The sequence below is a fragment of the Pseudomonas sp. Fl4BN1 genome (assembly GCF_009908285.1).
GTDB lineage: Bacteria > Pseudomonadota > Gammaproteobacteria > Pseudomonadales > Pseudomonadaceae > Aquipseudomonas.
The window spans coordinates 24,262-42,811 of record NZ_JAAARM010000024.1 but is presented as its reverse complement, the minus strand read 5'-3'; the positions used below and the strand labels follow the sequence as shown (position 1 = coordinate 42,811).

Genomic DNA, 18,550 nt, shown 5'->3' with positions numbered 1-18,550 from the left:
GAGGGCGCTGTAGTGATTATTTGTAAATGCATTTACTATATGCTTCTTTGGCAACCGATCCAGGGAGCGGAACATGCAGATCAAAGAGTCCATCGTAATTAGAGCGAATCCACAGCAGGTGTTCGGCTTGTATCAGGACGCCGCTGGCTGGGCTGGCTGGGACCCGGAAGTGACAGGGGCAAGCCTGCCGGATGGTCTCAATCAAGGGGCTACAGGCTGGCTGAAACCCAGGACGGGGCCGAAAGCCAGCATTCAGATTGTTGAAGTCAGCGAGGGTCGCTCGTTCTCGGTCCAGAGCCGTTTACCGTTGTGCCGCATGCTGTTCGGGCACAGCCTGGCGCCGAATGATCAAGGCACGGTAGCCACCCATTGGGTCGAATTTTCCGGGCCTTTGAGCTTTGTGTTCCGGCGGCTGATCGGCAAGTCGATTCAAGCCTCCTTGCCCAACACGATGCGCGGCCTCAAACAAGCCAGCGAAGCCCGGGCAGGCCTGGCATGAGTGCGGACAAGTGGCGCGCTTCCGGGTACGCAGGGCCCAGTGACAGCCCGGGTTTCCGGTTCTGGCGCGACTTCCTCGACTGGCAGCGCCAGCTCAATGCCCGGCTCAAGCCCTTGGGGCTCACACAGCCACAGTTCGCCATTCTGGCGGTCTGCGGTTGGCTGACACGGGAGGGCGAGCCGATCACTCAAAGCGGCATTGCCAACTTTACCGGCATGGACCGCATGCACATCTCGCAAATTGTCGCCCGCCTGGAGCGAGACGGATTGCTGGCAAAGCGTACTGACCCAAACGACCAGCGCGCGAATCTGCTGTCCCTCAGCGAAGGTGGCCAGCAGCAACTACGCCTCGCCATGCCCATCGTCGAAGCGTTTGACGCAGAGTTCTTTCTGGCACGCGATGCGGCATCACGGCCGGCCAGTGGGGCCTGCGAGCTGTAGTGGGGCGACTTTCAAACGCCGACATGCTGATAGACCGCGGTGCTCCAATACTGGCTGCCGTCAGTCTGCTGGCGGGTCCATCCTGCTGCCGCCAGCTGTTGACCGACTCGGCGATTCATTCAGTCATGCCCGAGCAGCAGCGATGGGCTTTGCGCCTATGGCGATCTATCCGGTGACCCGGCCTGAAGCCTTGACGCAGGCCCACATCAAACACGTCTTCACGGTTTTGGAGCCGCTATTGGGTGAGGAACGGTCGACCGCGCAAACCCGCGCGGCCCTTTAGGGTCGCGCGGGGCCGGCACTCAGTGTGGCGCGCGAGGGATGGTCTTGAGCAGGTCTGCGGGGCTGATATGGCCGACGACGGAATCGGCGGTGCTGCCCGGCAGCGGCAGGTCGAGGATGTGGCCCTTGATCTTGCCCACCACGTGCATTTCGCAAGGCTTGCAGTCGAACTTCAGGGTCAGCACTTCGTCACCGTGCACCAGTTGCATGGGAGCAACCTTGGTACGCACACCGGTGACGCCCTTGGCCTGCTTGGGGCACAGATTGAAGGAGAAGCGCAGGCAGTGCTTGGTGATCATCACCGGTACTTCGCCGTGCTCTTCATGGGCTTCGTACGCCGCGTCGATCAGCTGCACGCCATGGCGGTGATAGAAGTCCCGGGCCTTCTGGTTGTAGACGTTGGCCAGGAACGACAGGTGCGAGTCCGGGTACACCGGCGGCGGGTTGCTCTCGGCCTTGCGCGCGCCCCGTGGATGAGCGGCGCAGCGCGCAGTGTCCAGGGCCTCGATGACTTCCCGGCGCAGGGCCTTGAGCTGGGAGTTGGGGATGAAGTACGCCTGGGGCGCGTCCAGCTTGATATCAGTGGCGTGGTAGAGGGTCGTGCCCAGTTGCCCCAACAGGTCGCGCAGTTGCTCCAGGGCCTGTTGCGGTTTATTGGCCACACCAAACGGCCCGTCGAGGGCGACGCGGGCGCTGATGCCTTCTTCACTGGTGGCGGTCAGTTCCAGGCGCTCTTCACGCAGTTGGGCAACCCAGGTCAGGCCGATCCGGCGTTCGGAAGAGGTGCGGGTCAGGGCCTGTTGCCAGTTGTGGTCGAGGTTGCGGCTCAGCGGATGGTTGGGGCGCAGGCGATCCAGGCCTTCGGGCATTTCGTTGGGCTCAACGCGATAGCGATAGCGTTTTTCACCGTCTTCCTCGAACTCGCCGCGGGCCTCGGCGATGTTCGCGCGAAAGCCCACCACTTCGCGTTTGACCAGCAAGTTGAGGCCGTCGCCATTGGACAACGGCTCGGAAGTCACCACTTGCAAGTCACGCTTGCCGACCTTTTCCACCACGCCTACCGGCAGGCCGGTGAAGGTGGGTGAGTCAAAGGCGCCAATGTCGATCTTGCGGTCGCTGACAAAGTAGTCGGTGCTGCCGCGGTGGAAGGTCTTGTCCGGGTCGGGCACGAAGAAGTGCGCGGTACGGCCGCTGGAGGCGCGTGCCAGGTCCGGGCGGTCTTCGAGCACATCATCCAGGCGCTGGCGGTAGTAGGCCGTGATGTTCTTCACATAGGCCATGTCCTTGTAGCGCCCCTCGATCTTGAACGAGCGCACGCCGGCTTCCACCAGGGCGCGGATGTTGGCGCTCTGATTGTTGTCTTTCATCGACAGCAGGTGCTTTTCGTAGGCGATCACCCCGCCATGCTCGTCCTTGAGGGTGTAGGGCAGGCGGCAGGCCTGGGAGCAATCGCCACGGTTGGCGCTGCGGCCGGTCTGCGCATGGGAGATGTTGCACTGGCCGGAAAAGGCCACGCACAGGGCGCCGTGGATGAAGAACTCGATGGCCGCATCGGTTTCAGCGGCAATCGCGCTGATTTCCTTGAGGTTCAGCTCGCGGGCCAGGACCAGTTGCGAAAAGCCCGCCTGGTCGAGGAACTTGGCCCGTTCCAGGGTGCGGATGTCGGTCTGGGTGCTGGCGTGCAGCTCGATCGGCGGAATATCCAGCTCCATGACCCCCAGGTCCTGGACGATCAGTGCATCGACACCCGCGTCGTACAACTGGTGGATCAGCTTGCGCGCCGGCTCCAGTTCGTTGTCATGCAAGATGGTGTTGATGGTGGTGAACACGCGGGCGTGATAGCGCCGGGCGAACTCCACCAACTGGGCGATATCGCTCACCTCGTTGCTGGCGTTATGGCGCGCGCCGAAGCTTGGGCCGCCGATATACACCGCATCGGCGCCATGCAGGATGGCTTCGCGGGCGATGGCTACGTCGCGGGCGGGACTGAGCAGTTCCAGGTGATGTTTGGGCAAGGACATATTTTTTTAATCAGGCTTGTCACGGTCGAGGCGCGCATTGTAGCGGTGAAACGCTTGACCGGCACCTGTGTGCTGCCAGGTGGGCCGCCGCGCGCTGGGCACGGCCGCCGGATAATGCGAGTGACTCAGGCCTTGGCGGCCATCGCGGTGACTTCCACGCGCATGCCTTCGACCGCCAGGGAGGCGACGCCGACCGCAGCGCGCACCGGCCAGGGCTTGGTGAAGAAGCGCTGGTAGACCTGGTTGAACGCGGCGCGATCGGCCATGTCGGTGAGGTAGATGGTCAAGTGCAGCACTCGGTCCATGGCACTGCCGGCACCTTCGAGTGCCACCTTGAGCGCTTGCAGGGTGCATTCGCTTTGTTCGGTGATGCCGCCCAGTTCCAGGCTGCCGTCGGCGCGAGTGGGAATCTGGGTGGAGACCAGCAGGCCGCCGAAGCCGGCGACGTCGGAGGAGATGGAGTCAGCGTCGGCGTCGGGAATGAAGGTCAGGTCCGGGTTGGTCATGGGAATCTCTTGTGGAAAAGCGAGTGAAGGGCGGGAAGGATGATCGGCTGTCCGATGAAGTTCAAGTGTTCAGCGGCCGCGGATTCTGCAGATCCTCAAGGTCCTTGATCCGTCACTGCAGAGCCTCGAGGGGCGGTGCCTGCGGCACACGGGTATTGTCGATGAACTGTTCGAGCAGCTTCGGGCATGAGCCTCGGGCCGCTGGCCAAGGTTCTCTCGAGTGCCGCAGAAACGCTGCAGGCTGAAGAAAACACCAATCGCGCATTACTTGCTCAGCAAGGTTGCAGCGGGCTCACTCGGCAGCCGCGTCTTCCTGCGATGGGCTCAGCCACGAGGCTACCACCCGCCGGTCCAGCTCTTCCCAGTCCGCCATCCCCAGCACTCGCGTGGTGTTCAACCCACGCAAGTAACCGCGCAGTTGATAGGCTGTGGCCCGCTGGGACTCGCGGTCGACGTTGTTGTCGCGCAATACGTTTTCGTACTCGATCAGGTAGTCGGCTACCCGCTCACGAAACTCCGGCAGGACGGCGTCACGAATGAGGTCAAAAGTTCGCACAGAAGGATCCTTTTCTAGTTGTAGTTGGGCTGTCGCGCAGTCTGCATGCGCGGTAACTATCGGTTCAAGTAATAGTCACAATCAAGCAACACTAGTTCTGCTTTGTCCGGCAACCATGGAAAATCGCCTGCGACGAAAACCATGACCGCAACGGCAGCGCCGTGACGCTGACCCGATGCGCACCGAACCAGGCTGTTACTTCAGGACTTCACCGATGCGCTTTCCCTTAGTTCCCTCCATGACACTGGCCTCCTTGTTGCTGGCCGGCTGCGCCACTGCGCCAAACGACCCGACCCTGGTCATGCACACCCAGAAAACCCCGACCGAGTACGCCGAGTGCGTGGTCCCCAAGTTGCAGGGCATTGCGCAGGCCACGACGGTCTCGCAAACACAGCGCGGCTACCGGATCGTGGTCACCAGCAAAGTGGCGGCGGATAACGTGCTGGAAGCCTACAAGGCACCGAACGGCGGCAAGGTCTTCTTGTATGAACGGCACTTGTTGGCGTCGAGCTTTGCGCCTTCGCACTTTGAACGTGTCGCGCAGGAATGCCTGTAATTCGTGATAGCGCGCAAAACCGCGGGTAGCGGATCTGGTTTGTCTTGATATGGGCAGATCAGGTCTGGTGGCGGGAGTGTGTATCAGGTAACGATCAGTATTCGATTTGATATTTTTTACGCGCAACTATCCCGCCACTAATATCTGGATTTTAAATTGGCGTGCTTTGTGGCTTGCTGGGCGCTGCCCAAACAATAAAAGTTGCTCAAGTGGTCGGGAAGTACTTGTCTACCAAGGCATACAGCGTTGCGGCTGTCTCGACATCAACGACCCCATCATATTTTTTCTGGCGGAAATGCAGTTGAAATGCGCGGATCAAATCTTTGTACGCACTGTCAGTACTTGCGCTTGAAGTGTCGTACCCGTACTTGCCGAGCTTCGAAATGAGGTCCGCCCTAGAAGGCAGCGAGTTGCAGAACTTAGTTAGATAGTGCTGCTTGGTTGCATCGTCATACCAGGCACCAATACCTGCAGCGTGAAGTTCTTGCCATGGAAAGGCTGCGCCAGGGTCAGTTTTTCTTCCGGGGGCAATATCACTGTGACCAATGATGTGGGGGGGAGTGATGTCCGGGTAGCGTTGAATAATGTTCAAAGCCAATTGTTTAATGGCATCGACTTGCAACGCATGGTAGGGAGGGAAGGTAAATATGCCATTGTTATCTGTGGCCAAATTGACGATCTCTATTCCGATCGCGGTGTCGTTCAGGTTGCGACGACCAGCCCATGCGCTGGCGCCAGCATGCCACGCACGCTCGGTTTCATCGACTAGATTGAAGATCCGCATATCCTTGAACCCGGCCTCGAGATAGGTGTTATCTGTAGGGTCAGGTATGAGGTAGTGGGCACTTACCGAAGGCCCGGTGAGCGATGCTATGGAAGCTTTAAAGTCGACGGCAGTGTAGTGCATGACTAAGAATCGAACCCGACGATTGAAGCTTTTTACTGAGCGATAGCGGTTGTAGTCAATCTGGTACATTGTGAATTCCTTGTGCTGCAGTGATTGCAATGTGCCCATCGTTGGTATCTTCGCTAAATATCCAGCCAGGGCCGCCCGAATTGTAGACTTTCCTTCAGTCTGCGTTTTTGCATCGTATGTGAGATAAGGGACGATTACCTTCCTGCCTAATTTAATTGTAGGGAGCATGAACGCGAGTTCGCCATGCCAGGGTATCCACAAAGCCTTTTCAAGCGTCCAGAGGTTGGCTCTAGGGACAGCTGAGGACCTGCTTGATTATCTACTGCACACTGGGCTGATCAGCCAGCTGGGATTAATGGTTTTATGCAGATCCATTGTCCGGTGCAATGTCGAAATTGAGTCGGACGGACCTAGCATATTACATATTTGAAGGGTATGAAATCTGACGGACTGTGTTCGAGATACAGCATGTTATGCTCCGCCAGTTACATCCCTGTCGCAAGTTAAACCAGCCAGGAGTGCTGCCTGTGGATCCGTTGTCCGACGTCATTTCAAAGCTCAAACCGCGCAGTAGCCGCACGGTGCACTTTGAAATGCGCGAAGACATTGCGGTCGGTTTTCCCGGCTATGAAGGCCTGAAAATCTATCTGGTCACCAGAGGCCAGTGTTACCTGAGCATCGACGGTATCGAGGGCACTCACCTCATACAGCAAGGTGACTGTTTTCTCCTCGCCAACGGCCAGCCGTTCATCATTGCCGACAACCTGCAGAGCCCGGTCATCGAGTGCAACCGGCTCTACACCCAGGCCACTGAAAAAGCCTCGGTGTTCAGCAATGGTGGCGATGACCTGGCCTTTACCGGATGCCGCTTCGACTTTCACAACAATGAAGCGAAGGGCTTCCTCAAGGCGCTGCCGGAATTCATCATCATTCGCCGTGAGGATGAAAACCTCCCGGTGTTGAAGTGGTCGCTGGAAATGTTCAAGAACGAGATCGGCAAAGACTCGCCTGGCGGCGGCCTGATCATTGAGCATGTCACCCATATCATCCTTATCGAGATCCTCCGCGCGCACCTGGCGGCCCAGCAAACGGTACGTGGGATGGGCTGGTTGTATGCGATTACCGACAAGCACCTGAGTCTTGCGCTGAACGCCATTCATTGCGCGCCGGAAAAGAAGTGGAACCTGCAGGCGTTGGCGAAGTTGGCCGGCATGTCACGCTCGGCGTTTGCGCAAAAGTTCAAGCAGGTCACCGACTACACACCGATCGAATACATTCGGGTGTGGAAGATCCAGTTGGCCATGGAACGCTTGTCCAATACCCGGGACAGTATTTCGACGATTGCCTTTGCGCTGGGCTACGCATCGGAGAGTGCCTTCAGCACCGCCTTCAAGGGGGTGACCGGCTACGCGCCGAGCAAGCACGCCGAGAAGACTGCAGCCCTGGGTTGTAGCCTGGGGAGACGCTGATCAGGGCTGGCGTTGGCAAGAAGTTGCAGGAGCGCCAATGTTCAACGGCCCTGCTGAACATCAAGGTCATCGCAGCGTCGAGAAACTCAGGGGCATGACCGATAACCGAATACCCCCCGATCAAGTAGATCGGGGGGCATCGGTGCAACTGCTCGGGATGAGCGATCAGCTAAGCGGGGAGAACCAGGGGGAGGGGACTTCGGTCTGCAAGGTGATGGTCTTGATCTGGGTGTAGGCATTCAAGGTCTCACGGCAGAATTCACGACCGATACCGCTGCTCTTGTAGCCACCGAAGGCGGTGCCATCCGTGATGTTGGAGTAGCGGTTGATCCACACCGAGCCAGCTTCCAGGCGGTCGGCAGTGTCCAGCGCATTTTTCAGGTTGGCGGTGTAGATACCGGCTGCCAGCCCGTACTCGGTGGCGTTGGCTTGCTCGATCATCTGCTCAGGGTCATCCCACTTGATCAGGCACAGTACCGGGCCGAAGATTTCCTCCTGGGCAATGCGCATGGCGTTAGTGGCCAGAAAAAGGGTCGGCTCGATGAAGTAGCCGTGTTCGCAACCGGGGATGACTGTGCGCTCGCCGCCAGCCAGCAGTTGCGCGCCTTCTTCGAGACCGATACGGATGTACTCCAGCACCCGCTCACCCTGTCTGGCCGAGACCAGGCAACTGACCCGGGTCTGTTCGTCGAGCGGTGAGCCGACAGTGATGCGCTTGAACGACTGCACCAGCTTCTGCGAAAACGCCTCGAAAATGTCCGCATGCACAAAGAGTCGGGTACCGGCGAGGCAGGATTGGCCGTTGTTGTGAATCGCCGCGAAGGTCGCGTTATCCACCACGGCATCCAGGTCTTCCACGTCCGGGAACACGATGTTTGCACTCTTGCCGCCCAGTTCCAGGGTCACCGGTACCAAGCGATCGGCAGCGACGCCGGCGACGGTTTTACCGACTTCAGTGCTGCCGGTGAACGACAGTTTCCTGACCTTTTTATTCCGCGTCAGCGCCGCGCCCACTTCACTGCCAAACCCCGGAACGATGTTGACCACGCCAGGTGGCAAGAGACGGGCAATATGCTTGCCCAGCTCAAGGGTCGACAGTGAAGCGTTTTCGTCCGGCTTGAGTACCACGGTATTGCCGGCGACCAGGGCCGGTGCCAGCTTGAAGGCAGCCATGATGGCCGGCGCGTTCCATGGAATGATCTGGCCGCAGACGCCCAGGGGCTCTCTTTTGGCCATGCTGTAGCCGCCATCGATGGGTCGTCCGCTGTCTTCATGGGCGAGGATGATCGAGGCAAAATAACGGTAATGACGCACTGCGATGGCGTAGTCCTTGCGCACTTCGCTGATGCAGCGTCCGACGTCACGCGCGTCGATCTGTGCCAGGCGCTCGGCATCCGCTTCAATGGCATCGGCCAGTTGGTTGATCAACACGGCACGGCGTTGCTGGCCGAGATCGCGCCAGCCTGGAAAGGCCGCATGTGCAGCATTCACCGCACGCTCGACAGCGTTCTCGTTGCAACGCGATACCTGTGCGAGCAGGGCGCCAGTGGCCGCATCCCGCGCCTCGAAGTGTTGTTGGGTGCAGACTTCATGGACGCCGTTGATCAACGCACCATAAGCGCTTTGCAATCCAGTATTCATGTGTTTCTCCAGGCAATGGGCAGCCTTGCCGGAGTCATTGAATGACCCCGTTTCAGCCGTTGGAAAGAGCAGAGGGTGCTGCTGTCGGAGTGAGGCCGACTCAGTGCAGGCCACCGCCGATAATCAGGGTTTCACCGGTGATCCAGCTGGCTTCATCACTGGCGAGGAAGGCCACGGCGGGCGCGATGTCCTGAGGTGTGCCGATACGGCCCAAGGGCGTGATCGATTCGATCTTCTGGCGGAAGTCGTCATGGAAGAAGCCGCTGGCGTGGACGCCCTCGGTTTCAATCAGGCCCGGGTTGACCGAGTTGACGCGGATTTTTCGCGGTCCCAGCTCATTGGCCAGGGTGCGGGTCACCGCGTCCACCGCACCCTTGGAAGCGGTGTAGACCGTGGAATTGACCGGGGTGAACGAGGTCACGCTCGAACTGATGTTGATGATGCTGCCGCCCTTGGGATTGAAGTGCTTGAGCGCTTCCTGGGTGCAGAGAATCAGCCCCAGAACGTTCAGGTCGAAGTGCCGGTGAAACTGCTGCTCGGTGACTTCTTCAATCGCACCGGTCGAGTAGACACCGGCATTGTTGACCAGGATATCGATCGGGCCGTGATCGCGTTTTATCAGGCTGAACATTCGCTCGATATCCGTGTGCTGAGACACATCACCCTGAATGGCAAAGGCCTTGCCGCCATAGGCGGTGATCTGTGATACCACCAGGTCAGCCTCCCGTTCACTGCGGGTGTAGTTCACTCCGACGGTAGCGCCTTCCATGGCCAGGCGCTTGGCAATGGCCGCGCCGATTCCCTTGGATGATCCGGTCACCAGGGCGATGCGGTTCTGTAGTTTCTGCATGAATCCTCCAGGCATTTCCACGGCGTGAATGCAGGCGTGGTGTTGATGGAGGAATGCTAACGGCCCGGGGGGTTATCGATAATGCCCCTGAGTCCATAAAAGCTTGGTGATCGTCCAGCGATGCTGCGCCCTGCCAAAGCAAGTCCATTGTTGAGAGCACATGGCGTCCTGGTTTTTTCATCGGGTTTCCCGGGAGCAGCAGCCACTCGATTGCCAGCAGCAACATCAGGCTCGGCAGCAATGCGGCGAGCAGGGCCAGGCGGGGCAATGGGCGGGAGGTTGACGGTCGGTTCAAGGCGCTGATCAGTTGCGACGCTGGTTTGGCAATGTAGCCCCCATTTCACTGAGGGCCCTGCCAGGCAGGTTATTGCTGGGGGTATTTGAAGGTGAAGGTCTGGGTGAAGGGACTCCACCATTCTGGAACCCCAGTCGCCTTGTCGACGTGATGGAAGAAGCCATTGACCTGCGGACTTTCGTAACGTAGCACCACGGTGTAGGTACCAGGACCGTGCATCTTGACGTTATTGGCGTAATGCGCGCCGTCCTTGGCCACCATGGGCTGCAATTTGCCGATTTCCTTGTAGTCTGGCGCTCCCTGCTTGACCAGCAGGTAAGTAATGTTCAGGTAAGGGATCCACTCGCCATTGGCGAAGCCGTATTGATTGTCGGCGGTGGCGTGCACATCGGTTTCCAGGTGCACGGAGTTCGCGCCCATCTCCATGCCCGGTGGCATCGGCGCCATTTCAATGCCCACCAGATACGAGGCGGCGATTTCCATGTCGTGGGCCTGTACCGGTCCGCCGATCGGGTACTCGCGGGCTTGGGCATTCAGGGTGAAGGTCAGGGCGCTGGCAGCGGCCAGGACCAGGGCAGAGAACGGTAACTTCATGGGTTTCTCCTGAGGAGTCAAAGGACTCGGGCGGGCGTGTGGGTGGAGCGCTTGTGGATCAGTCTGTTGCCAACCAACAGGATGACCAGGGTCACGACCCAGGCCGCCAGTTGGATGCCCATGGGCCGGTCGCTATAGCCCAGCAGCGCTTGCAGCGCCCGTCCGCTCATACTGCCGTCGGCCACCAGCCAGGAACTGTCCCAGAGCTCGTAGCCCCAGGCGGGAATCAGGTTGGCGCCAGCCAGGATTGCCGCAGCGCGCCCGGCCATGCCGGCGGCCAGCAGCGTGATCAACCATGATGTGATCCTGAACAGTTGCTTCAGCGGTATCGCCAGCAACCCGCGATAGAGCAACCAGGACAGCAGGCTGCCGGCGGCAATGCCTAACAGGCCGCCGAGGAACATCGACAGCGGCTCGGCCTGGCTCGAGGCAGCGATGCCATAGAGAAACAGCGCGATTTCCGAGCCCTCGCGCAGGACAGCCACCGCGACTACTGTGGCCATGGCCAGCAAGGACGTTTCGCCGAAGGCCACAGCACGGCCGACCGCCTGCATCTGTGCGGCCATTTCACGGCTGTGGCTGGCCATCCACAAGTTGTGCCAGCCGAGCATCAGCACCGCAATGATCAGGATGCTGGCGTTGAACACCTCCTGGCCAAACCCTGACAAGGCCTGGGTGATGGCTCCGGCAAACAATGCCAGTAGCCCGGCGCCGGCAACCCCGGCAAGAATACCGCCAGCAATGAACCGGCCTCTGCGGCGGATGCCTTGGGTAGCGGCCAGGACAATGCCAACGATGATGCCGGCCTCCAGTACCTCACGAAATACGATCAACAGACTCGCCAGCACGGCCTCACTCCTGATTTTTTTCGACGATGACCGTGCCTTTGGCCTGGTCCGGGTGGTAGTCGTCGAAGAAGGTGTAAGTGCCTGGATGCAGGGGGCCGGCGAATACGCTGATGGTGTTACCGGGAACCAGGATTTTTTCGAACTTCATGTCATAGCTTTCAAACTCATCCACGGATTCATCGTGGCTGGTGAGTTCGATACGAAAGCGCTTTCCCTCTGGGACAGAGAAGGACTCGGGAGTAAACCGGTGGTTTTCAATCAGCAGTTTTATGGGCGACTCCTCTGATACCGCTGGTGGGGCGGCCAGAGCTGTCCCTCCGCAGAGCACGAGTAGAACGCTGGTGAGCTTTACCGCAGTTCGCATGCACCGACCACTCAAATGAAATTCATTCGCAATAGTGTGGTTGCCAGGCGGCCTGTTTCAAGATGTTTCGAAGGGCGATAGAGAATGGTTCAGCGATTGTTCAACTTCGTGGCCAGGCTTCTATTGCCACGCATAGCGCCGCAGAGGTGCTGGAGAGCTGAGCGCTCGCCGGCACCAGGCTGATCAGAAGTTCTGACGGACGTCAAAAGGGGAGTGGCATCCGGCTCATGCCCGCGAGGCTTTTGCGATTGGGTGAAGGAGGGGGAGGCGAAGCACACCGCCATAGGTCGGCGCCCAATCCTTCGTAATGACGCGCAGCCACTTATACAATTCTTGCGCTAGTAGAAATGAAATCAATGTGTGGCATGTTCTGCCCCATTCCAATTCCGACGTGTACTCCGCAACTGCTTTCATTCAAAAGAGAATTTATTGACCAGTCGACTGGATTCGGGTGTTTCGCACAGCCCACGGCAAACTCGGTCGCCGCCAAGCCTCGCTCCAGGTCGCCAAACATACTGCGGAATTTTTCGGTTACATCGGTGTTGTTCAGGACTATACGTTGTGCCACATTTTCTTTGAATTCGACAATGTTGTTTCCACGTGAAGCCTGTTTCAATAGCTCAGAAAGTTCGCCGGCAAATTTATCCTTCAAGTTTTGGTTGTTGGCTAAGTAAATAAAGCCATCAAATGCCAGCTCGCCATCAAGTGAGAAGCTCGGCTGCTCTTCTGAGATGTTTACTATAGAGGCTTCAAAAAACTCAGCGACCGAGTAAAACCAGCCTTCCAGCATGTCGTCGGAATCATTGGCAATTTCTACGCTGTCACTCAAAGTGCATTGAAGCGTGTGGTGACCGCTGCGAACTTGAATTGTCGGCTTAGCCAAAAGTATTTCATAGGATTCTGCACGGCGCTTCAATGTAGCCTGGTGATCCAGGGCGAGCAGCTTATGTAGCGAGTACTTTAAAGACTCTGCTCCGGAGTCAAATTTTGCTGTGGCCAGGTGGGCCAGCTTGGCTTTAGTGATATCCCAAAGCTTGCGTAGTTTGGCATGCCCATCATAAGTTGTTATAAGCATCAACGCGCAAGCGTTCTTGTCTGTAAAGTCAAAGCTGCTGATGTCTACTGTCTTGAATCCTTCATTGCGCGCCACGTCAAGTGCAATGTCAGAGTCGACCACTATGGGAATGGAACGTGAGAGGAGTGACTCAAAGTAAGTATTGGCGTTCATTCAAGTTTCTCTCAGAGAACCTAATAGGAAATTGCCCGATGGGAGCTTGAAGCTCAGCGGGTCTATGCAGGGTTACTGTTTACATCAGAGGGGGGGAGCTTTGTCGGTAGTGAAGAGGCTGGTTAGAGCCTCTTCATTGCTCTACATACTTACCAGTAGGCGTTTTCCAGTGCTTTGCGCACATCAACATCTACTTGGCGGGCTTTTACAGTCCGAGCGGTATTAGTCTGTTCTTTGCTGGTTTTCTCGACTTTCTTAGTGTTCATGCGATCACCTGTATAAGTTTTAGTGGGAGGGGGCTTGCATTAACGAAATTAAGCATAGTGATAGATAAGTGTTTTTCCATTTTTGCTAATAAGGAAAACGTAACAAAATATTTTTTACGGGTTTGGAGTTCTAAAAAAACCGTATCCCAAGACAAATATGTCAGTCTAAGCTAGTTCATGCGGGCAACGTGCATTGCCCTTGTACGTCGGGGGCGCATGGATTTGGCACGTGTTCATCCGGTCTGCTGTGCATACGGGAGATGGGCAAGCGTGCAGAGTGAAAGTGATGATTTCCGACCGGCGCGGAATGCCCAGCCAAGGAAGAGATAATCGATTTCACGGCAGAGAGTGCCGACTATCAATCAAAGATTTCGCGTTGATGTTGGCCAAGAACTGGGTGATCGGTACTTGTACGGAGAGTGTATTGGGGATGGCAATTCTAGCTCCTGTCGGACTCAATATTATCCGATAGAGCCATGAAACTTGAGTGATGTGGATCGAGTATTGGTCGAAATAAACGGGAGAGTCTCACTTCCCATTTACTAGAAGTACCCCATCCACCGGTTCGAGTAGCCATTTTGCAATGTCTACGCCCAACTTACGGGTCATGCTGTCCATCATGCAGCGTTCGGTGGATGGCGCCGTGATCGCAGAGTACTGCATGTGCATCTGGCGTTGGCCTGTACCACGGTTCTGCGCCAACCCCGGTCCGGTCAGACGGATGAAAACACACCGGCCGGCAATCATTAAACGCATCGCCAACGGCTTACCGCCGAAGACCTGTACTCAGGCGGTAGCGACGTAATCCGGTTAGAGTGTTCATAAATGTCTATCCATAAGGGCCCCTCACTCGATTTGCGTAGTCGCGCCAAGCGGTTCCAGCGAACGAAACGGGCAACAAAAACCGTCTATCAACTGTCATGTGAAGAATGAATCGTCCGCTGTTTGTTTCTCTAGATGGGCCCAAGGGAGCCGGCAAAACCACACTGTTGGAGGCCGTTACAAAAGTACTTAGGGCCGACAACAACAAGGTGATCCGGCTTTGCGAGAAAAAAAGCGATCCCTATAGGGGTGAAACAATGGCCCTCGTCAACCAGCTCGTCAGAAGTCCCTCCAGGGATTTGGAGTTGGAGGTTTGTGAGCGCCTGGCTGATAGCCGTGCTTGGATTTCCCAGTACGTGCTGGCTAAACAGCAACCTGGCAGCATCATCTTGATCGATCGCTGGTACCCGTCTGATGCCGCGTTTCGCCGGATAGTCCCGTTTGCAGAGATTCTGCAGTTGAACATTGATCGAAACGTGCGAGTGCCAGACCTGCATGTCGGGGTTGTCACCACGCCTGATATTTCATGGGCGAGGGCAGCGGCACGACGACGTGGGTTGAGCAGTACTGTGATCCATAAGCTGGAAGAACATGTTGCTTGTACCAAGGCGTTCGAGCGAGCGATTGCGGATCGCGGCTGGGTTTTATGCCGTAATGAAGGACCGCTCGAAGACGCAACGATGCAGGTGATTTCCGAGATCTATAGAGTCCTTCGATGCCCTGTAGGCGAACTCGTGAACTCTCGCCTTGCTTGATAGATCTGCTGATGAGCAGCCGATGTTCAGGTGGTCGTAACCATGTACCGTGACGCAACTATGAAGCATGGCGCTGTGTTCACTGGTACAAGGCGAACGATAAGTCATGTCAAGGGACTGCAATAAATCAGTCCCGGCTTTCCTGGTTAGCCGGGTTGGGCCGCCAGGCTGTTACTGACATTACGCCCCAGCACCAGCACCGTGACAAAACCGCAGCCCACCAGGGCCGTCGCCAGACTCAACAGCACCAAGCTGCCCAACTGGTCGACGATCTGCCCACCAAAGAACGAGCCCAGGGCAATAATCACCTGGAACAAGGCAACGAAGAGTGGCATGCCACGCTCCACATCCTTGGGTGCGACGACAAACATCCAAATGCTGGCGCAGGCCGGGAATGCGCCGAAGGCGAAGCCCCAGAGCGCGATCAGCATTGCTGCACCGGTCATGCCCGTGGCGAAGTAGGGAAACAGGGCGGTGCTGGCGCCGATCATCAGGGCAACCAGCAACAGGGTGTGACGTACGCTGCGGTTGGCGGCGAAACCGGCGAAAACATTACCCATTACCCCGGCCACGCCATAGAGCAGCAGCAGCGAGCCAATAGTCGGCCCGTCAAAGCCGGCACTTTGTTTGAAGAAGGGGGCGACATAGGTGTATGCGGCAAAGTGCGCCAGGCCAATCAGCAATACAGCGATCAGGCCAACCCGAGCTTGTGGATTGATAAACAAGGCCGGCAGGTCGCTGATGCGAATGGCCTTTTCCGGGGTGAGCCGCGGTAACAGGAATATCTGCGCCAGTAACACCGGTACGCCCACCAGCGCGGTGACCAGGAAGGTCATGCGCCAGCCCATCAGGCCACTGAGCCAGGTGCCTACGGGCACGCCCAGTACGGTGGCCAACGTCACACCCACCATGATGATCGAGGTGGCTTGGGCTACGCCCACTCCCTTGGGGGCCAGGCGGCCGCTGAGGGCAATGGCAGTGGCCCAGAAACCGCCGATGCTGATGCCCAGGAGCACGCGGCCGAACAGCAGCAGACTGAAGTCGCTGGCGTAGGCCACGACCGAGTTGGCGATGATCATTATCAGTGTCAGGCCGATCAGCAGATAGCGACGGTCCATGGCGCCAATGCCGATAGACAACAAGGGAGCGGCGAGGGCGGCCATGATGCCGGGCAGGGTAACCATCAGTCCGGCGTGGCCGGCACTGATGCCCAGGTCGCTGGCGACGTCGTTGAGCACGCCCACCGGGAGAAATTCACTGGTCACCAAGGCGAAGGCACCCACGGCGACCGAGAGAATTGCTAGCCACTGCTGTTTGACACTCTGTTGATTATGTTCGGGAAGACCGCGAGGGCCCAGGCTTGCGCTTGGCATGGTGTTGGGTTCCGGGGGATTCGCCTGAAGCCAGACGGGGGGAGAAATTGAGGGGCGATTATATTGATCGGTTTTGGCAACCCAATAGACCGGCCCTTTGATAGTCATCATCAGTGCAATCGATAAGACGCTCGAAGAGAGCGTCCGATTCTGGCAGGCCCAGGCTCACTCGAGACGGGCTTGCGAAAGCTGATTTACAGTCAGTAATATCGGGTCAAAGGATCTAATCGCACCACTCAAATCCATCACGGATAGCGAATGGGATGAACTTCCGGCTCACCTTGATGGCCTGTTTAGCCAGGCTGAATTATAAAACTTTGAATCGCCCAGGTGGTTCCAACCCGTGAGCGCATCTCACATGAGCGAAATTTTTCATAAGATTATTTTTGAACTAACACCTGATGAAGATGATTATCCGCCGGTTTCAGCGGAATCGGTATGGGGGATTTACCAGGGAGATAATCGTTATGTTGTCGACAATACGCCATATTACATATATGGCGTAAGCAAGGGGGATGGCGTGCTAGTGCGCCAGAGTGATAGCGAGTTAGTTGTAACGCATGTAATCAAGCAAGGTGGGCATTCAACAATCAGGGTGTATGCAAATAATCCTGAAAAAAAATCAGAAATCATCGATAAGCTCAAAGAGCTTGGTGCTTCCTGCGTGTCGAATAAGGAGTTGTCACTTTTCTCAGTCGATATTCCAGCTTCTTGTGTTTTTTCGGGAATCGATGAGTATCTTTCGGCCATCTCTGATGGAGAGAATATTGCGTACGAAGACGCATGTTTACAACACCCCGGCATCTCATCAGTTCGCCTTGAAGAGTGCTTGTCGCTCGCCACGCTACCGTTCATGACACACTGATTCCAGTCTGTATTTAGCAGATGCCTTGCTTGGAGGCATCCATACAATTAGGCGATGGCAAAGCGACCATCATTCATTGGGACCTCTGTCGGGTCCAGGGTATGTGGCCCTGCTTGCAACTGCTGAGCGCGATCGACATCGGCGCGCTTCAGGCGGCCGGCGCTGACCAGCCACTCGACGGTGCTCTGGATGAAATTCGGGGGCGATTCACTATTCCTGTTCCATGGCTGCCCTCAGATGCTCAATGAATAACGTCACCCGGGGAGGCAGGTTCTTGTTGGTGGGCAGAAGGGCCCAAACACTGAGATCTTGCGGGGTGACGTTGTCGAGCAGCACCTCAACGAGCGCTCCGGAATTGAACTCGCGCTTGACGTCCATCAGCGTGAGTTGAGCGAGGCCTAAACCCTCCATACACAGCTCGCGAACTGAGTCGACGTTGTTACAGCTTACTCGGCCTTCGATGCTGACCACGGTAGGTTGTCCATCGGCGATGAACGTCCATTGTGGAACATTCAGAAGTCGAATGCAGTTATGACGATGCAGATCGTCCAGGCTGCTCGGCACGCCATGCTGCGCAAGATACTCGGGAGATGCGCAGACGACGCGGGCGTTATTCACGATTCGCTTGGCGATCAGCGTTGAGTCCCTTAGCGGCGCCACGCGGATGGCAACGTCAATCCCTCTGCCTACAATGTCCAGCACATCATCGTGTAGTTGTAGCTCCACCCTCAGTTCGGGGTTCTGCTCGAGCAGCGGCTTGATCAGCGGCATCACATTGCGCCGTCCTATCCCTGATGGAGATGTGACTCGCAACAGCCCGGACGCGCCCTTTGGGTTGGGCGAGAACAGAAACTTCGCGCTTTCCTCCGCTTCGACCATTGCTTTGGCGTAGGGCAAGAAATCTTCGCCTTCAGGTGTAAGCGAAGTTGAGCGTGTTGTCCGGTGAACCAGCCGGGTTCCTAACTCCTCCTCAAGACTTGCCAACCGTCTTGATGCTGCCATCGCTGAAATTTCCAGGCGCTTTGCTGCTTGAGTCAGGCTCCCGGAGGAACTCACCATCAAGAATACATGTACGTCGTTTAAATTCATGATTCGTTGATCTCTACTGGAGGCACTGGCTCTGGGGAGGTTGTCCACAACCGGGACGCTTGGCCCAAATCAAAAAGGACACGGCTAAACAGCGGGTGATTTTGCTGCATGTCGCAGGCAATCGAGTTGTCTCGATCTTCTCTCTGGCCATACCACTCAACCCGGGCGACGTCGTCATTTTACGACAAGACCGCAACGTCATTATAACGAAATTCGTTATAGCGACTTATCGCTTTGGCGGGATTCTATTCACTGACAGTCACGCCTAACGTAGACCGGTTATTGTTCATTTCCGATGCCTGCCAGGCCGGATAC

19 protein-coding genes are annotated in these 18,550 nt (G+C 57.0%); 6 read left to right on the top strand and 13 right to left on the bottom strand.

Features of this window, described 5'->3' with window-relative positions; translation table 11 throughout:
- Window positions 1–73: 73 nt before the first annotated feature.
- Entirely contained in the window at window positions 74–499 is a 426-nt protein-coding gene (locus GV818_RS23470; protein WP_161758856.1) for an SRPBCC family protein, read from the top strand.
- On the top strand, window positions 496–939 hold the full coding sequence (locus tag GV818_RS23465; RefSeq protein WP_161758855.1) for a MarR family winged helix-turn-helix transcriptional regulator: 444 nt from the start codon (window positions 496–498) through the stop codon (window positions 937–939). Before GV818_RS23470 ends, GV818_RS23465 begins: the two co-directional genes overlap by 4 nt.
- An 11-nt stretch (window positions 940–950) precedes the next feature.
- Here GV818_RS23465 and GV818_RS34270 read toward each other — a convergent pair whose 3' ends face one another.
- The 4 genes from GV818_RS34270 to GV818_RS23450 form a co-directional block, all read right to left on the bottom strand.
- Window positions 951–1,058 (bottom strand): phosphoglycerate mutase, encoded by a 108-nt coding sequence (locus GV818_RS34270; protein WP_256667593.1) that lies wholly within the window; start codon window positions 1,056–1,058, stop codon window positions 951–953.
- A gap of 183 nt (window positions 1,059–1,241) precedes the next feature.
- Window positions 1,242–3,242, bottom strand: a complete 2,001-nt coding sequence (locus GV818_RS23460; protein ID WP_161758854.1) for a peptidase U32 family protein — start codon at window positions 3,240–3,242, stop codon at window positions 1,242–1,244.
- A gap of 125 nt (window positions 3,243–3,367) precedes the next feature.
- The gene (locus GV818_RS23455; RefSeq protein ID WP_161758853.1) at window positions 3,368–3,748 is read right to left on the bottom strand and encodes a RidA family protein; all 381 of its coding nucleotides are present in this window, start codon (window positions 3,746–3,748) and stop codon (window positions 3,368–3,370) included.
- 292 nt (window positions 3,749–4,040) lie between these two features.
- On the bottom strand, window positions 4,041–4,304 hold the full coding sequence (locus GV818_RS23450; protein WP_161758852.1) for a hypothetical protein: 264 nt from the start codon (window positions 4,302–4,304) through the stop codon (window positions 4,041–4,043).
- Window positions 4,305–4,518: 214 nt separating this feature from the next.
- On the opposite strand from GV818_RS23450, the gene GV818_RS23445 reads away from it, so the two are divergent.
- Window positions 4,519–4,860 (top strand): hypothetical protein, encoded by a 342-nt coding sequence (locus tag GV818_RS23445; protein ID WP_161777667.1) that lies wholly within the window; start codon window positions 4,519–4,521, stop codon window positions 4,858–4,860.
- A 205-nt stretch (window positions 4,861–5,065) separates the two neighbouring features.
- Here GV818_RS23445 and GV818_RS23440 read toward each other — a convergent pair whose 3' ends face one another.
- Window positions 5,066–5,836 (bottom strand): N-acetylmuramoyl-L-alanine amidase, encoded by a 771-nt coding sequence (locus GV818_RS23440; protein WP_161758850.1) that lies wholly within the window; start codon window positions 5,834–5,836, stop codon window positions 5,066–5,068.
- 467 nt (window positions 5,837–6,303) lie between these two features.
- Here GV818_RS23440 and GV818_RS23435 point away from each other — a divergent pair, with 467 nt between their 5' ends.
- Complete coding sequence (locus tag GV818_RS23435; RefSeq protein WP_161758849.1) at window positions 6,304–7,245, top strand: AraC family transcriptional regulator; 942 nt, start codon at window positions 6,304–6,306, stop codon at window positions 7,243–7,245.
- A gap of 165 nt (window positions 7,246–7,410) precedes the next feature.
- Here the strand turns inward: GV818_RS23435 and GV818_RS23430 are convergent, their stop codons facing one another.
- From GV818_RS23430 to GV818_RS23405, 6 genes are all read right to left on the bottom strand, one after another.
- Window positions 7,411–8,886: an aldehyde dehydrogenase family protein gene (locus GV818_RS23430; RefSeq protein WP_161777666.1), complete on the bottom strand. Its 1,476-nt coding sequence runs from the start codon at window positions 8,884–8,886 to the stop codon at window positions 7,411–7,413.
- A 100-nt stretch (window positions 8,887–8,986) separates the two neighbouring features.
- On the bottom strand, window positions 8,987–9,736 hold the full coding sequence (locus tag GV818_RS23425; RefSeq protein WP_161758847.1) for an SDR family NAD(P)-dependent oxidoreductase: 750 nt from the start codon (window positions 9,734–9,736) through the stop codon (window positions 8,987–8,989).
- A 364-nt stretch (window positions 9,737–10,100) separates the two neighbouring features.
- The gene (locus GV818_RS23420; protein WP_161777665.1) at window positions 10,101–10,625 is read right to left on the bottom strand and encodes an iron transporter; all 525 of its coding nucleotides are present in this window, start codon (window positions 10,623–10,625) and stop codon (window positions 10,101–10,103) included.
- Between the two features lie 17 nt (window positions 10,626–10,642).
- A complete protein-coding gene (locus tag GV818_RS23415) occupies window positions 10,643–11,473 on the bottom strand; it encodes an FTR1 family iron permease (RefSeq protein WP_161777664.1) in 831 nt (276 codons plus the stop codon).
- Window positions 11,474–11,477: 4 nt separating this feature from the next.
- Window positions 11,478–11,837: a cupredoxin domain-containing protein gene (locus GV818_RS23410; RefSeq protein WP_161777663.1), complete on the bottom strand. Its 360-nt coding sequence runs from the start codon at window positions 11,835–11,837 to the stop codon at window positions 11,478–11,480.
- 322 nt (window positions 11,838–12,159) lie between these two features.
- Window positions 12,160–13,065 carry a hypothetical protein gene (locus GV818_RS23405; RefSeq protein ID WP_161758843.1) on the bottom strand — a complete coding sequence of 302 codons (906 nt, stop codon included), beginning with the start codon at window positions 13,063–13,065 and terminating at the stop codon, window positions 12,160–12,162.
- A 1,195-nt stretch (window positions 13,066–14,260) separates the two neighbouring features.
- Between GV818_RS23405 and GV818_RS23400 the strand changes: the two genes are divergently transcribed.
- Window positions 14,261–14,908 carry a dTMP kinase gene (locus GV818_RS23400; RefSeq protein ID WP_161758842.1) on the top strand — a complete coding sequence of 216 codons (648 nt, stop codon included), beginning with the start codon at window positions 14,261–14,263 and terminating at the stop codon, window positions 14,906–14,908.
- A 146-nt stretch (window positions 14,909–15,054) separates the two neighbouring features.
- Here the strand turns inward: GV818_RS23400 and GV818_RS23395 are convergent, their stop codons facing one another.
- Entirely contained in the window at window positions 15,055–16,281 is a 1,227-nt protein-coding gene (locus tag GV818_RS23395; RefSeq protein ID WP_161758841.1) for an MFS transporter, read from the bottom strand.
- 358 nt (window positions 16,282–16,639) lie between these two features.
- On the opposite strand from GV818_RS23395, the gene GV818_RS23390 reads away from it, so the two are divergent.
- Window positions 16,640–17,146, top strand: a complete 507-nt coding sequence (locus GV818_RS23390; RefSeq protein WP_161758840.1) for a DUF4265 domain-containing protein — start codon at window positions 16,640–16,642, stop codon at window positions 17,144–17,146.
- 210 nt (window positions 17,147–17,356) lie between these two features.
- On the opposite strand, the gene GV818_RS23385 is transcribed toward GV818_RS23390, so the two are convergent.
- Window positions 17,357–18,235 (bottom strand): LysR family transcriptional regulator, encoded by an 879-nt coding sequence (locus tag GV818_RS23385; RefSeq protein WP_161758839.1) that lies wholly within the window; start codon window positions 18,233–18,235, stop codon window positions 17,357–17,359.
- Between the last annotated feature and the right edge of the window lie 315 nt (window positions 18,236–18,550).